Origin of the sequence: Pseudomonas sp. CFBP13509 (assembly GCF_005233485.1) — a bacterium.
In the GTDB taxonomy this organism is placed as follows: domain Bacteria; phylum Pseudomonadota; class Gammaproteobacteria; order Pseudomonadales; family Pseudomonadaceae; genus Aquipseudomonas; species Aquipseudomonas marginalis.
On record NZ_QGAA01000002.1, the window covers coordinates 224141 to 237513 of the forward strand.

The window sequence follows — 13373 nt, forward strand, 5'->3', positions numbered from 1 at the left end:
TGAGCGCCGCCTAGTTCGAGAGCTTTATCCGCGATGCATCAGGCACTGAAACTGATCACTTTTTAAACAGTGCCGCCAGGATCTGCTCCACGGCTTCGGCCAACTCAACCTCATCGGTATTGATTTCGCAGTCGGCCGCAAGCGGTGCCTCATAGGGGCTGTCCAACCCGGTGAAGGCCTTGATGCGCCCCTCCAGTGCGGCGCGGTACAAGCCCTTGGGATCGCGCCGGGCACATACGTCAAAGGGCGTGCTGACATAAATCTCAAAGAACTGCTCCGGCCCGAACAGCACCCTGGCCCGCGCCCGATCGACGCTGAACGGCGAGATCGCCGACACAATGACAATCAAGCCGGCGTCCACCATCAGGCGCGCCACTTCGCCGATACGCCGGATATTTTCCTTGCGCGCCGCGTCGCTCATGCCCAGGTCATTGCACAGCCCCGCGCGCAAGTTATCGCCATCAAGCACGAAGGTGTGCCGCCCCTGCTCGTTGAGTTGCACCTCCAGGGCATTGGCCAGGGTCGACTTGCCGGACCCGGACAGCCCCGTCAGCCATACGCAGCAGGGCTGCTGATGCTTGAGTGCCGCCCGTGCGGCCACGGACAGCGATAGGGAAAAGGGACGGATGGCAGCGCCACCGCCGGTCAGCAACTGGCTATTCATAACCCAACACCTCGTAGTCACGTTGATAGGCACGCCTGACCAATCGGCGCGTGCGCGAGGAGCAAAAGTCCCTGACCGCCTCGTGGCGACGCCCCAGGGAAACATTCAGATGTGGCAGGGATGAGTCCACGCCGAGGCGTTCGCACAGGTGCAGGAAGTCTTGCTGCAAAGACTCCTGGCGCCCGAGGAAGTCCATGGCCATCTGGCCCATGTGATCGACCAGGAAGTCGGTCTGGGGAGCAAAGTGCAATTGACGTCGCAGGTTATCCGGGTGCAGCCAGCCGGCAATGAAATGGTCGAAGTCGCGGTAGCTGGAAACGAGCGACTGGGCTTGCAGGTCGCGAGCGCCCATAGGGTTGCCGCGCAAGTAGGTATAGGCCGAGTAAGCGCGCTCCAGCGGGTCGCGTACGAAAGCGAATTTGAAGCTGCGCTCGCAGTGTTGGGGAAATTGCTGCTCATACCAGTAATACGGCAGATGCCCCGGCCAGCGCCCCTCGAGAAGTGCCGAGCACACGCTGCTGCCGGCGCATTTGGGCACATGGATAAACACGCACTGGTGTCGTTCGAAAGCCGGGTTAAGCGTTGCTACCCCAGACAGGGATTTGTTCACCGCCTGGCGATCCACCACCGACAAACGCCCCAGCAGAAACACCCTCTGGTGTTTGGGAAGCAGCTTCCACAGTAGACGTTGCAACATTCCAATACCCACGCAAGAAGGTTAGCCCTCTCGTTCGTCATTCGAATCGAGAAGGCCAACATAACAAACGACAAGCGCTGGATTATTTGGCTTTGGTCAAGCCCTGTAACGGGCCTGATACAAACACCGGGGCGCATTGCGCGCCCCGGCTGGTCAGGTGATGTTTGCCGTGGCCGGCTCGTCCAGCCCCATGGCGTGCAGGCGCGAGTAATAGCCGCCCATGGCCAGCAGTTCGAGATGTGTCCCGCGCTCGACAATTTCGCCGTGGTCCATCACCAGAATCAGGTCGGCTTTCTCAATGGTGGACAAACGGTGCGCAATCACCAGGGTGGTGCGACCTTTCATGACCTTGTCCAGTGCAGCCTGGATATGCCGCTCGGACTCGGTATCCAGGGCCGAAGTGGCCTCATCGAGGATCAGCAGCGGGGCATTTTTCAGCAGGGCCCGGGCGATCGCCAGGCGCTGACGTTGACCACCGGAAAGCAGCACGCCATTTTCACCGACTTCGGTGTCCAGGCCTTTTGGCAGCTCGGAGATGAAGTCCATGGCGTAGGCGTCGGCGGCGGCTTTCTCGATGTCGGCACGGGGTGCATCGGCCAGGTCGCCGTAGGCGATGTTGTTGGCCACGGTGTCGTTGAACAAGGTCACATGCTGGGTCACCTGGGCCACGTGACGACGCAGGTTACGCAGGCGGTAGTCTTCGATCTCGACCTCGTCCAGCAGGATTTCCCCGGTTTCATGATGGTAGAAACGCGGGATCAGGCTAGCCAGGGTCGACTTGCCGCTGCCCGAGCGGCCGACCAGGGCGATCATCTGCCCAGGGGCTGCGCTGAAGCTGATGTTCTTGAGCACCTCACGCTCCGTACCCGGGTAGGTGAAACTCAGGTTGCGCACGTCCAGGCGACCGCTGACGCGATCACGCTCCACAGTGCCGCTGTCGACTTCGGGTTCTTCATCCAGTTGTTCGAAGATGCTCTCGGCACCGGCCACGCCTTTCTGGATCGTCGAGCTGACTTCCGACAGCTGGCGAATCGGCTTGGGCAGCAGGCCCGCCGCAGTAATGTAGGCCACCAGGTCACCCGCCGTGGCTTCACCGCGCAACAGCAGCACCAGGAACATCAACGCGGCCATGGCCGTGTAGATCACCAGTTGCAGCATCGGCGTATAGACCGCACCGGTCTTGTTCATGCGCAGCTGCTTGTCGGTATTGCCCTGGCTGGCGGCGGCAAAGCGACGCTCCTCGTAGCTTTCGCCACCGAAGCTGCGCACCACGCGGTAACCCTGGATGGTTTCCGAAGCGACGTGCGTAACATCGCCCATTGCCACCTGGATCTTCTTGCTCTGCTTGCGGAATTTCTTGCTGGTGCTGCCGACCATGATCGCGATCAGCGGCAGGATCGCCAGCATCACGAGGGTCAGCTTCCAGTTCATCCACAGCAGGTAGCCGAACAGGAACACCACCGTCAGGCCTTCGCGGATCACCACCTTGATTGCATCGGTGGCCGCACCGGTGACCATGGTCACGTTGAAGGTGATACGGGAAATCAGGTGCCCGGAGTTGTGGGTATCGAAATAGCGGTTAGGCAACACCAGCAGCTTGTTGAACAACTGGACCCGCAGGTCATGCACCAGCCCCAGGGAAACCTTGGCCAGGTAGTAGTTGCCCAGGAACGACCCCAGCCCCTGCCACGCGGCGATCAGGATGATCAGCAGCGGCACGGCCATCAGCAACTTCAGGTCCTTGAACAACGGGATATTGGGCAGGAACACCACATCGGGGTTGCTCAAGCCATCGACGAAGTACTTGAGAATCCCGGCGAGCATTGGCTGGGTCGAAGCGAAGATCACGAAGCCCACGATACTCAGCAGGAACATGCCGAGGTACGGTTTCACATAGCCCAGCAGCCGGAAATAGATTTTCAGGCTGGATTCCTGGTCCGCTTTGGGCGGTGCGTCACTCATGTGTCGAGCTCACTGATTGGGTAGGACGCGAACTTTATCACACGCGTCGGGTTTGGCCCGAGCCCAGACCAAAACACTGGCCAGGGCAATCGGCAGCCAGGAGATAAACCACTCGGCCCGCGGCGTGCCGGTCAGGCTGGCGGCATCGAATTGCATGGCCAGGAACGAAAACACCCACATGCCGATGATGCCCTTGCCATAGAGCGTGTCGCGGGCCTTCCAGGCCTGCCACAGCACCCCGAACCACAGGCCGCACCACAGCAGCAGGCCGGGCAGGCCCAACTCGATGCTCACGTGGGTGAACAGGTTGTGGGAGTGATCGAAAAAGAGGTTATCGGCAAATACCTTGTAGTCCCCGCCCAGCCCCAGGCCGGTCCACGGGCGCTCGCTGATCATCTGCACGGCGGCCATGAAGATCTGCGGTCGGTAAGACACACCCCGGGCCAGCACCAGGGACTGCATGGCGAAGAACACCGCCAGCGCCGCGATGACCGCACCAATGGCAATCACCGTGCTACGGCGGTCACGGCACCAGGCCGGCATTGCCACGACAGTCAGCAACAACGCCAGTGCGGCGCCGCGGCTTTGACTCAACACCACGAACAACCCAAGCAACGCGATGGACACTGCCCATGCCACCTGCATCCAGCGACCGCGCGGCAGCCAGTGCAGCAACCACACGGCGGCCAGGCCGATCACATAGGCACCCAGGATCGGATGGCTCAACTGGCCCAGGCCTTCGAGGCGCGCATACCAGTCGTTATGCTCAAAGCCATAGAATTTGATGATCGCCAGGAGCGACGACAGGGCCAGGCCGAAACCACCCCATTGCATCACGCGGATCACCTGCTCGGTCCGGCCACCGGCGAGTACCGGGAAAAACAGCAGGAACACGCCGATGTACAGCAGACGCTTGGCTTCGCGCGAAGGGTCCTCGGCATTGGTCCACGTCAGGCTGATCGCCCCCCAAGCTGCCAGCAACCCGACCATCACGCAGAGCCAGCGCTGTTCGCGCCAGACCTCCATGAGACGCTCACGGGCCGACCAGGCAAACACCATCGCCGGCAACCACAGGAACAGCGTCAACCCCTGTTGATAAATCTTATTGGTCGGGGCAAAAGCAATCGCCAGCAAAAACCAAAGTAACCCGAAAATCATCCATACCTGCGCCCAACGACTTGCTTGCATCACCCGCTCCTGAATACGTTCAACCCGCCAACCCGGCATGGTTAAAACCCAAAACTTTCGGCATTATTACCGATCACTGTGCCCGCGACTCCCACAAGGCTTTCCGACGATGCAATGTTCAAGGCTTTCCCAAGCCGATTTAACCGCGATGATTGAAGGTGCCAGAATCCTGGAACAGGACAGCTACGGGCCCAAAGTCTACCTGCTGACCAACGGGAACATCCTCAAGCTGTTTCGCCGCAAGCGCCTGCTGTCGTCCGCGCTGTTCCGCCCGTACTCCAAGCGTTTCATCGACAACGTGGCGCAGTTGCAACAACGGGGCATCCCGACCCTGACCGTGCTCGCGTTCTTTCAACTGACGGCGCCCGGCATGACCGCCGTACTCTACCGCCCCTTGCCGGGCGAAACGCTACGCCAGATTTCCAACCGTGAAGGCTTTGACTGGCACACCAACCTCGACCCGCTGGTGGCCCTTATTCGCCGCCTGCATGGCGCGGGCATCTACTTCCGTTCGTTGCACCTGGGCAATATTGTCGTGACACCGGACAATGAAATGGGCCTGATCGACGTGGCCGACATGCGTTTCCTGCGCGCGCCCCTGAACCCGGAACTGGCAAGGCGCAACCTGCAACACTTCGCCCGCTATATTGCGCGCGAGAAGCTGAACGAACACTTTCCAATGCAAGCACTGGAGCAAGCGCTGCTAGCGGCATGAGAACAGCCGCCGGGTGGTTTCAGTGAAATCGTTCCAGGCCTGCTCCGGCGCCAACGCCCGCGATTGAGCCTCGACAACCTGCACGCCGGAACTCACGAACGCGCGTGCCAGGAGTTGCCCCCAGGACGTGGCGCTGTCTACGGGCGCGTACCAGCCGGCATCACCCAGTTGTTCGCGGAACACTGCCAGCTCGCTGGTCAGTACAGGCACGCCGGCCATCACCGCCTCTTGCAGGATCAACCCCAGGCCCTCTTCCGTCGACGGAATGGCGACCCAGTCAAACGCCCGATAAAGGGTCGCCGCCTCAGGAAGATGCCCCGGCAGGTACACCTTGTCGCGCAAGCCAAGCGCCTCGATACGCGCCTCAAGCCTGGGCCTCGCCGGCCCCTCGCCGATGATCACCAGACGCGCATCCGGCCGATCGGCCGTCGCACTGGCAAAGGCCTCCAGCAAACAGCCAAACCCCTTGCCGTCGACCAGTCGACCTACCGCCCCCACTGCCGGCGAGCCATCCAACGGCAGCCCCAGGCGGGATCGAGCCGGCTCACGGGCAAGCGCGGCGGCACGAAACACCGCAGGATCGAAGGCACTGCGCAGCACCGCCACGGGCCGTTGCAGGTAACGCTCAAGGGAGCCGGCGAGGGTTTGCGACACGGCCGCCAGCGTCAGTTGCGACGCCGGGAGTTGCTCGAAGAGCTTGCGATCAGCTTTGCGCAAGCGCGTGACGCCATGAAAAATCACCACGGCCCGCACCTGCGGCAGGTGCTTGAGCACCGGTAAAAGCACTCGCGCGACACCGATGCCATCTAGCAGTACAACCTGCACATCCTCAGGCAGGGCCTTCTGGAAGCGCGCACGCATCCAGGGCATCAGCCACTTCCACAGGTGCCGCCCCTTGAGCCTGGCGGATGAGAGGTTCCACTCGACGGCCTGTTCGACCAGGCCATCGCTGCCAGCGGCGCTGCCCTGAAGCAACCAGGTGTGCACCGGTACATCGCTGTCGGCCTGGGCCAGTATTTGCTGATGAACCTTCTGCACCGAAGCGAATGCAGAGCCACCAGCCCACATGATGTTGAGAATACTCATCGAAAAAACCTTATGCGGCGTTGGTGTGGCTCGTCGTATTTACTGGCGGATCAACCAACCGATGCCGACCCCCAGGATCAGCATGAGCACCAGCTTGACCCGCTCTCGCCGCTTGCGCCGCGCCTTGGTCAAGCGCTCTTCCGCCGTCGCCACATGCAAACCGAAACCGGTGTGCAAGACCGCATCGCCCTCCAGGGTGACGGCGCCCAGGTTCAGCTGCGCGTAACGCCTGGAAAGCCCTTTCTCACCCTCGAACCCGGCATAGGGTGCACATAACCGGTATTCCTTGATACGTCGCAGCCCCGGGTTCAGCGAGAACCCTTGCCACTCAGGCTTGTCGGACAGCAAGGAATAACAAGGTACCCCGCCAATCACCTCGCGCGGCCCCAGATGAATATAGGGGCTGTGCACCTGCAAGTCGTAAACGTAATTGCGCAACCAGACTTGGAGAATATCGGGACGCTGCTCCAGCACTGTCTTCGAATCCTCGACAAAACCGGGTCGATAAAACGCCCAGTCATCTTCGCAATGGAATATGTACGGGGTCTTGACCGACCCGTAGGCCAAGTCGATGGATGCCAATTGCCCCAGCTTCGGGCGGTTGATCAGGAACGTGCAATGGCCGAGCCAATGCTCGGGAATCGCCAGGCGTACCGCGTCATCGCCAGAGTCTTCGGTAATGAAGACTTCGCGGATGGCCGCTGTATTGAACAGATCGAAGCTCGCGAGCGTGCGCTTCAGCAAATCGAAGCGACCACAACTGGTCACGACGAGCGTTATATCGCTTTGAGCGGAGAATTGCATTCAAGCCTCGATAATATCATAAGGCCACCAAGCGCGGCCACCTGGCAGATATCAAACGCCTAGTTTCAAGCGCAGCGTTTCCAGCAAACTCAACGGTGCCCGGGGCCGCAGCGGCGGCTTCAGCGCCTCGACAATGCGCTGGCCGATGCGCGCAAAGCTGAACTGGCTGACCGCGAGGTCCTGCCCGTTGCGCGCAATCTCGGCCGCCAGTTGAGGATTGGATCGCAATGCAGCGAGTTTTTCCTGCAACTGGGGAATGTCTTTATAGAACACCACATTGACCATGTCCTTGAAGCCAAGGGCCTGGTTTTCCCCGGCACCCTGGTCAAACGCCAGCAGCACACAACCACAGGCCATGGCTTCGAAGTTCTTGATCATATACTCGCCCATGCCCACGTCGGCACTGACGAAAAAACGAATCCGGTTGAGGGTTGCGCAGTATTCCTCACCGGATTTGGTGCGCGTAACCACCAAAGGTTCAACGCGGGCCAACTCATCGAGCAATGCCTTGCGACCACTGTAGGCCACGCTGTTGGTGCTGCCGACAAATGCCAGCTCAATGTCGCGCTCCAATCCCTGGGCCTGCAACAGCGCCTGATCGTAGCCCTTGGGCACGAACACCGCATCGAAGCCTTCGGCGCGCAGGCGCTCGGTCACCATATGCCCCGAACTGATGACCCGCACCCACGGCAAGCGACGGTAATGGGCACTGAACTTGCCCGTGTACTTGCAGGGAATGTAGTTCTGGTAGGCATCGTGTTCGAGGATCACCAGGTTCGGGATCGTACGGATAAAGCCGGCCTGGCGAATCTCCTGCTTGAACCGCAGGAAGAACACGATGCGGTCATAACGGCTCACGTCGACTTCACGCTTGAAGTAACCGCGCAGGTTGCGCTGCTCAGCACTGCTCAGCCAGCGGGTATCACACTCGCAGTGCTCGGCAATGCCTTCGTACAGGCGATCGAGAATCGCGCGCTGTTCTTTCTGTACCAGAAACAAAACTTTCATGACCTTCCCTTTCACAACTGCCGTCACAAACGCCAGAACAACTCATGCCGTCGTACGGCCTTGCGGAAAAACTCGTTCTCACCATAAGGCGACCGCGCCCGTCCCGCCAAGACCCGTTGCAGCCAGCGCCGCACACGACGCTTGAACGGCGGGGCGGGTTGCAGGTCATGCATCATGCCCAGCGCCATGGCCTTGTCGCGCTGCCGGGCCAGCGACAGCGACAGGCTGCACGGCCACAGTTCCAGCGCGTCATCGAACAGCGGCGGCAAGGCAATACCGGTGCCCGCGTCGCCCATGGGCCAGCGGTCGTTGTCATGCAGGTGGTTGGCGTAGCCGAGCACGGTGGTCGGCTGCCACTCCAAACCTTGCAAGGCTTCGATCACCGCTTGCTGCGCACAGATGTGGTCCGGATGAGGATCCAGGACCGGATGGGGCAAGACGATCACTTCAGGGCGTGCGGTCAGCAGCAACTGACGCAGATCGGCGAGCAGGTTTTGCCAGGTCGGCAGGCCATCGGCATCCGCCGGCAACGGGAAAGGGTTGAATTGGCGGAACAGGCGGGTATCCGACAGGTCGGCCTCGCGCGAAGCGATCGGCTGATCAGGCGCAGCGCGCATCGCCGACAGTTGCAGGCAGAAGTAACCCAGCTGCACACAGTGTGCCTGTGGTACGCCGGCCCAAAGCGGCACGGCAATGCTGTCCCAGGCACGCAGGCGCCCTTTGGTCCGCGCGGCCTCGACCGGATCCAGGCCCATGCGTTGATAGTGCTCGGCTTCGATTTCACCGGCGGTAAGGGTCACGATCCACGGCTTGTCGGCCTGGCTGTAAAGACCGAAGGCAGCCAATTCGGCATCGTCGGCATGAGGCGCGATAACCATGACCCGCTGCGCCGAATAATCCGGCGTACCCCAGGCCCACAGCCGAGGAGCGCCCTGCAGGCTGCAAAAGCGCCCGCGTAAACGCAACTCACCGGACATCAGGGCCGGCGCCCAGCCACTGAGGTTCAGGTAGCGAACGCCATTCACCCCGCGCTCGAAGGCCTGTCGGTCAGTGCTCCCGCCGCCCAGAATCTCAATGGCCGGATCCAGGAAACGTCCCAACCAACCACTCTTGACCTTGATAGCCAATACCAGGGTCGCCTCGGCTTGCAGCGGCGAATCCACCCGCAGCCGGTCACCGTCGAAGCGAACCCCGGCCACCTCGGCATCCGTCGAAAACCGGTATTGGTAGTCTTCGTGGGGCGCATAAAACAGATGGTCGGCAAACCATGCCTCGTGGGCGATCCAGGCCAGCACACCGAGCGCCAACGGCAGCCACCACGCCACCCAGATACCAATCACCACCAGCAGCAGCAAGCCGATCAGCAAGCCGACCCGTTTGTTGCGCCGATGGCGCTTGAGCAATTGCTGTTTGCGGCTCATACGGTCAGCACCGGCACAGCGTTGCACCAACGGTCCTTGTACTCGCGGTCGGCACGCCCGAAGGAGAAACGCAGCGGCTTGCCGACTTCACGTGCCTGTTCCCAGGCGCCCTGGGTATTGAGGAAGCTCAGGACACTGCCCGGGCTGAACGCCCGGGTTTCAGGGTCGACGCCACCGTTGACGTACTCCACGCTGATCCACTCCGGCGACTCGACCCGGTACACCAACTGGACCGCGATGGGCGCATCATTGAGGAAGATCACCGAACCGATCAGCCATTCGCGCAGCAGCTCGATCACCTCGGCCATGCGTTCGGCGCCGGTGGCGACAAAGCCCCAGCGGCGCAGGAACAGGTCGCAGTAGATCGCCGCCAGCTCCTCGCTGGAAAACTCGCTCACCGGTCGCACCACCCCACCGGCCTCTTCGAGCAAGCGCAGTTCGCGACGCTGGTTGTAGCGGAACTTCTTCGACAGTTCTTCCGGGGTGCGGGCCATGGCCAATTGTTCGGCCTGGGGCTTGAGGCCGCTGAAACGGCCTTCATTCAGGGCCGACAAGTAGCGTGCGCGGTGCCGCAAGGGCGCTTGGGCTTGAGGCGCGGCGGGCAGGATCAACTCGGCGTTACCCAGGTCGAACAGACCTTTTTTGCCGCGTTGCTTGAGCACATCCTTGGACAAGGCCAGGTCTCGCCCCCAGGTCGCGATGCAGGCTTGAAGCTCGCCGCCCTGCTCCCAGGCCAGGTAACGCACCGGGATGTCGGCCAGCCCGGCGAGACGTTCGATCACTTGTGGGTGGGTCGCGACACTGCCGCCAAAACGCTGCCAGGCATCGCTGTAGACCGGCGCATCGACGACGGACCAGCCACGCTCGCGCCAGCCTTGGAATCGATTGAGCATCAAGCCCCCGCGGTCAGTTCAATAACGTGTGGCAATTGCCAGAAGGTGTCGCGTACCGCCTGATCCGAGAAACGCTCGCGCAGGCGCTCCAGCATCATTTCGGCGCACTGCCGTTGCTGGTGTTGATCCATTGCTGCCAGATGCCGCAGCCCCTGGGCAAGGTGTTCGGCATCGCCGAAGGGAAACAGGATACCCACGCCCTCGACCACCTCCTTCGCACCGCCACAGGCCGTCGCCAGCAACGGGACGCCGGCCGCCATGGCTTCCAGCAGCACCATGCCAAAGGGTTCGTGGTCGGAGCTCAGGGCAAACACATCGAATGCCCGGAAGTACCGACGCGCATCCGGCACCTGGCCGAGGAACAGCACCTTGTCGGCAATGCCCAGCTCCCGTGCGAGGGCCTTGAGGTCCTGCTCCAGGCGCCCGCTGCCGAGGATCGCCAGGCGGCTTTCGGCCGGCAAGTGCGCCAGCGCCTGGGCAAAGCCCTTGAGCAGTGTGGCCTGGTCCTTGTCCGGGTGCAGGCGGCCGACATTGCCGACCACCCATTCGTCCGGCGACAACCCCAACGCGTCGCGCGCCTCATGTGCAGGCACCTGTGTGGCCTGCAAGGCGTCGACGTCGATGCGGTTGTACAACGTCTGGATGCGTGCCGCCGGCCAGGTCGGCAGGCAACGGCGCATATCGTCACGCACCGCGTCGGAAACCCCCAGCAGGCTCAGGCGCTTGCGCAAGATCCCGGCAAACAGCCTGCGACTGCGACGCTGATAGTCACCAAAGGCGTGATGCACGCCAATCACCGGCAGCCGTGTGCCGAGCAAGGCGATGTAGATCGGCTTGAAACGGTGCGCGATACAAAAACTGAAGTTGCGCGACGCGGCGATCTTGCGCAGTTCACGAATGGCACCCAGCTTCAGGCCACGAATGGCCTTGGAGCTGAATTCCATGAACAACACTTCATCGGACGCACAACCGGCGGCCACGTGCGGGTCGGCGACCCCCGTGAGAAACACCGTGGTCACCTTGTAGCCGGAGCCTGCGAACAAACTGGCGTACTGCCGCGCGCAGTCCAGGAATGGCCCGTCATAGCCATGGCAGAACTGCAGGACGTGGCGTTCAGCCGAGCGCGTCATAAGGGTCCACGCCGTCCTTGACGACCAGGATGTCTTCCATGATCAGGTACTGCAGGTCAGAGCCGAAGAACATGTTCAGCGCGTCGGTCGGCGAGCAGATCATCGCTTCGCCACGACGGTTGAGCGAGGTGTTCAGGGACACGCCGTTGCCGGTCAGTACTTCCAGCTCTTTCATCATGTCGTAGTAGCGCGGGTTGTATTCGCGCTTGAGCACCTGGGCGCGGGATGTGCCGTCTTCATGCACCACTTCCGGCACGCGGGTCTTCCACTCTTCCGACACTTCAAAGGTGAAGGTCATGAACGGCGCCGGGTGATCGACCTTGATCATCTGCGGGGCCACGGTGTCGAGCATCGACGGGCAGAAAGGCCTCCAGCGCTCGCGGAACTTGATCTGGTGGTTGATACGGTCGGCCACGCCGGTCGCACTTGGGCAACCGATGATCGAACGACCGCCCAAGGCACGCGGGCCAAACTCCATGCGGCCCTGGAACCAGGCCACCGGGTTGCCGTCGACCATGATCTTGGCAATGCGCTTGGGCATGTTCTCGATCTTGCGCCAGTTCGGCTTGCTCTCGTGCTTGGCGCAGGCGGCGATCACGTCTTCGTTGCTGTAGGACGGGCCGAGGTAGACGTGTTCCATCTTCTCCACCGGTACACCACGGGCGTGGGACACGTAGGCGGCGGCACCGACGGCGGTGCCGGCATCGCCGGACGCCGGCTGCACGAACAGCTCTTTCACGTCGTCACGGGCAATGATCTTCTGGTTCAGCTTGACGTTCAGCGCGCAGCCGCCGGCGAAGGCCAGCTTGCCGGTGTCCTTGAGGATATCGCCCAGGTAATGGTCGATCATCTGCAAGGCCAGCTTTTCAAACAGCGCCTGCATGCTGGCGGCGTAGTGAATGTACGGCTCGTCGGCGATGTCGCCTTCGCGCTTGGGGCCCAGCCACTCGATCAGTTTCGGCGAGAAGTAGAAGCCCTTGCCCTTCTCTTTATAACGGCGCAGGCCAATGACGTTGGCGTAGTCGGTGTTGATCACCAGCTCGCCGTTTTCAAACGAGGCCAGGCGCGAGAAGTCGTACTTGCTGGCATCGCCGTACGGCGCCATGCCCATGACTTTGAACTCGCCGTCGAGCATCTCGAAACCGAGGAACTCGGTGATCGCGCCGTACAGGCCGCCGAGGGAGTCCGGATCGTAGAATTCCTTGATCTTGTGGATCTTGCCGTTTTCGCCGTAGCCGAAGAACGTGGTGGCGTACTCACCCTTGCCGTCGATGCCGAGGATCGCGGTCTTCTCCTGGAAGCCGGAGCAGTGGTAGGCGCTGGACGCGTGGGCCAGGTGGTGTTCAACCGGTTCGATCTTGATTTTCTTCGGGTCGAAGCCCAGTTGCTCCAGGCACCAGACGATCTTGTTGCGATAGCGCTTGTAGCGACGGTTGCCCATCAGGATCGCGTCAAGTGCGCGGTCCGGGGCGTACCAGTAACGCTTGGCGTAGTGCCAGCGCGCCTCGCCGAACAGGCTGATCGGGGCGAACGGGATCGCCACCACATCAACGTCGGAAGGCTTGATGCCGGCCTGTTCCAGGCAGAACTTCGCCGACTCGTAGGGCATGCGGTTCTTTGCATGTTTGTCGCGTACGAAGCGCTCTTCTTCGGCGGCCGCGATCAGCTTGCCGTCGATATACAAGGCTGCGGAAGGATCATGGCTAAGGGCGCCGGACAGGCCAAGAATCGTCAATGCCACAGGGGTCTAGCCTCTTTTAGTCTGCATGCAGGCGGGTTGCGCCTGAAAAAAGTGTGCTTCCCGC

12 protein-coding genes are annotated in these 13373 nt (G+C 61.5%); 1 reads left to right on the forward strand and 11 read right to left on the reverse strand.

Annotated elements, in window-relative coordinates; genetic code table 11:
• Positions 1–55: 55 nt before the first annotated feature.
• The 4 genes from cysC to PspCFBP13509_RS04470 form a co-directional block, all read right to left on the reverse strand.
• The gene (gene cysC, locus PspCFBP13509_RS04455; protein WP_137211614.1) at positions 56–664 is read right to left on the reverse strand and encodes an adenylyl-sulfate kinase; all 609 of its coding nucleotides are present in this window, start codon (positions 662–664) and stop codon (positions 56–58) included.
• Entirely contained in the window at positions 657–1361 is a 705-nt protein-coding gene (locus tag PspCFBP13509_RS04460; protein ID WP_065925653.1) for a sulfotransferase family 2 domain-containing protein, read from the reverse strand. The genes cysC and PspCFBP13509_RS04460 overlap by 8 nt, the downstream gene beginning before the upstream one ends.
• 153 nt (positions 1362–1514) lie before the next feature.
• The gene (gene msbA / locus PspCFBP13509_RS04465; protein ID WP_065925654.1) at positions 1515–3323 is read right to left on the reverse strand and encodes a lipid A export permease/ATP-binding protein MsbA; all 1809 of its coding nucleotides are present in this window, start codon (positions 3321–3323) and stop codon (positions 1515–1517) included.
• Between the two features lie 9 nt (positions 3324–3332).
• Entirely contained in the window at positions 3333–4511 is a 1179-nt protein-coding gene (locus PspCFBP13509_RS04470; protein ID WP_137211615.1) for an O-antigen ligase family protein, read from the reverse strand.
• Between the two features lie 148 nt (positions 4512–4659).
• Here PspCFBP13509_RS04470 and PspCFBP13509_RS04475 point away from each other — a divergent pair, with 148 nt between their 5' ends.
• Positions 4660–5226 carry a toluene tolerance protein gene (locus tag PspCFBP13509_RS04475; RefSeq protein ID WP_178084537.1) on the forward strand — a complete coding sequence of 189 codons (567 nt, stop codon included), beginning with the start codon at positions 4660–4662 and terminating at the stop codon, positions 5224–5226.
• On the opposite strand, the gene PspCFBP13509_RS04480 is transcribed toward PspCFBP13509_RS04475, so the two are convergent.
• Genes PspCFBP13509_RS04480 through PspCFBP13509_RS04510 form a run of 7 tightly spaced genes read right to left on the reverse strand, consistent with a single transcriptional unit; the run spans position 5215 to position 13309 of the window.
• Complete coding sequence (locus tag PspCFBP13509_RS04480; RefSeq protein WP_065925655.1) at positions 5215–6312, reverse strand: glycosyltransferase; 1098 nt, start codon at positions 6310–6312, stop codon at positions 5215–5217. The genes PspCFBP13509_RS04475 and PspCFBP13509_RS04480 overlap by 12 nt on opposite strands.
• A gap of 39 nt (positions 6313–6351) precedes the next feature.
• Entirely contained in the window at positions 6352–7116 is a 765-nt protein-coding gene (locus PspCFBP13509_RS04485) for a hypothetical protein (protein WP_027604939.1), read from the reverse strand.
• A 51-nt stretch (positions 7117–7167) separates the two neighbouring features.
• Positions 7168–8124 carry a glycosyltransferase family protein gene (locus PspCFBP13509_RS04490; protein ID WP_065925656.1) on the reverse strand — a complete coding sequence of 319 codons (957 nt, stop codon included), beginning with the start codon at positions 8122–8124 and terminating at the stop codon, positions 7168–7170.
• A gap of 23 nt (positions 8125–8147) precedes the next feature.
• Entirely contained in the window at positions 8148–9545 is a 1398-nt protein-coding gene (locus PspCFBP13509_RS04495; RefSeq protein WP_137211617.1) for a PIG-L deacetylase family protein, read from the reverse strand.
• Positions 9542–10438: an antimicrobial resistance protein Mig-14 gene (locus tag PspCFBP13509_RS04500; protein ID WP_137211618.1), complete on the reverse strand. Its 897-nt coding sequence runs from the start codon at positions 10436–10438 to the stop codon at positions 9542–9544. Before PspCFBP13509_RS04500 ends, PspCFBP13509_RS04495 begins: the two co-directional genes overlap by 4 nt.
• Entirely contained in the window at positions 10438–11568 is a 1131-nt protein-coding gene (locus tag PspCFBP13509_RS04505; RefSeq protein WP_137211619.1) for a glycosyltransferase, read from the reverse strand. The genes PspCFBP13509_RS04500 and PspCFBP13509_RS04505 overlap by 1 nt, the downstream gene beginning before the upstream one ends.
• Positions 11552–13309 (reverse strand): carbamoyltransferase family protein, encoded by a 1758-nt coding sequence (locus PspCFBP13509_RS04510; RefSeq protein WP_057702547.1) that lies wholly within the window; start codon positions 13307–13309, stop codon positions 11552–11554. The genes PspCFBP13509_RS04505 and PspCFBP13509_RS04510 overlap by 17 nt, the downstream gene beginning before the upstream one ends.
• Positions 13310–13373 lie beyond the last annotated feature (64 nt).

Coding starts and splice junctions, on each gene's coding strand:
- cysC (WP_137211614.1), bottom strand. CDS start 664: ATGAATAGCCAGTTGCTGACCGGCGGTGGCGCTGCCATCCGTCCCTTT.
- PspCFBP13509_RS04460 (WP_065925653.1), bottom strand. CDS start 1,361: ATGTTGCAACGTCTACTGTGGAAGCTGCTTCCCAAACACCAGAGGGTG.
- msbA (WP_065925654.1), bottom strand. CDS start 3,323: ATGAGTGACGCACCGCCCAAAGCGGACCAGGAATCCAGCCTGAAAATC.
- PspCFBP13509_RS04470 (WP_137211615.1), bottom strand. CDS start 4,511: ATGCAAGCAAGTCGTTGGGCGCAGGTATGGATGATTTTCGGGTTACTT.
- PspCFBP13509_RS04475 (WP_178084537.1), top strand. CDS start 4,660: ATGATTGAAGGTGCCAGAATCCTGGAACAGGACAGCTACGGGCCCAAA.
- PspCFBP13509_RS04480 (WP_065925655.1), bottom strand. CDS start 6,312: ATGAGTATTCTCAACATCATGTGGGCTGGTGGCTCTGCATTCGCTTCG.
- PspCFBP13509_RS04485 (WP_027604939.1), bottom strand. CDS start 7,116: ATGCAATTCTCCGCTCAAAGCGATATAACGCTCGTCGTGACCAGTTGT.
- PspCFBP13509_RS04490 (WP_065925656.1), bottom strand. CDS start 8,124: ATGAAAGTTTTGTTTCTGGTACAGAAAGAACAGCGCGCGATTCTCGAT.
- PspCFBP13509_RS04495 (WP_137211617.1), bottom strand. CDS start 9,545: ATGAGCCGCAAACAGCAATTGCTCAAGCGCCATCGGCGCAACAAACGG.
- PspCFBP13509_RS04500 (WP_137211618.1), bottom strand. CDS start 10,438: ATGCTCAATCGATTCCAAGGCTGGCGCGAGCGTGGCTGGTCCGTCGTC.
- PspCFBP13509_RS04505 (WP_137211619.1), bottom strand. CDS start 11,568: ATGACGCGCTCGGCTGAACGCCACGTCCTGCAGTTCTGCCATGGCTAT.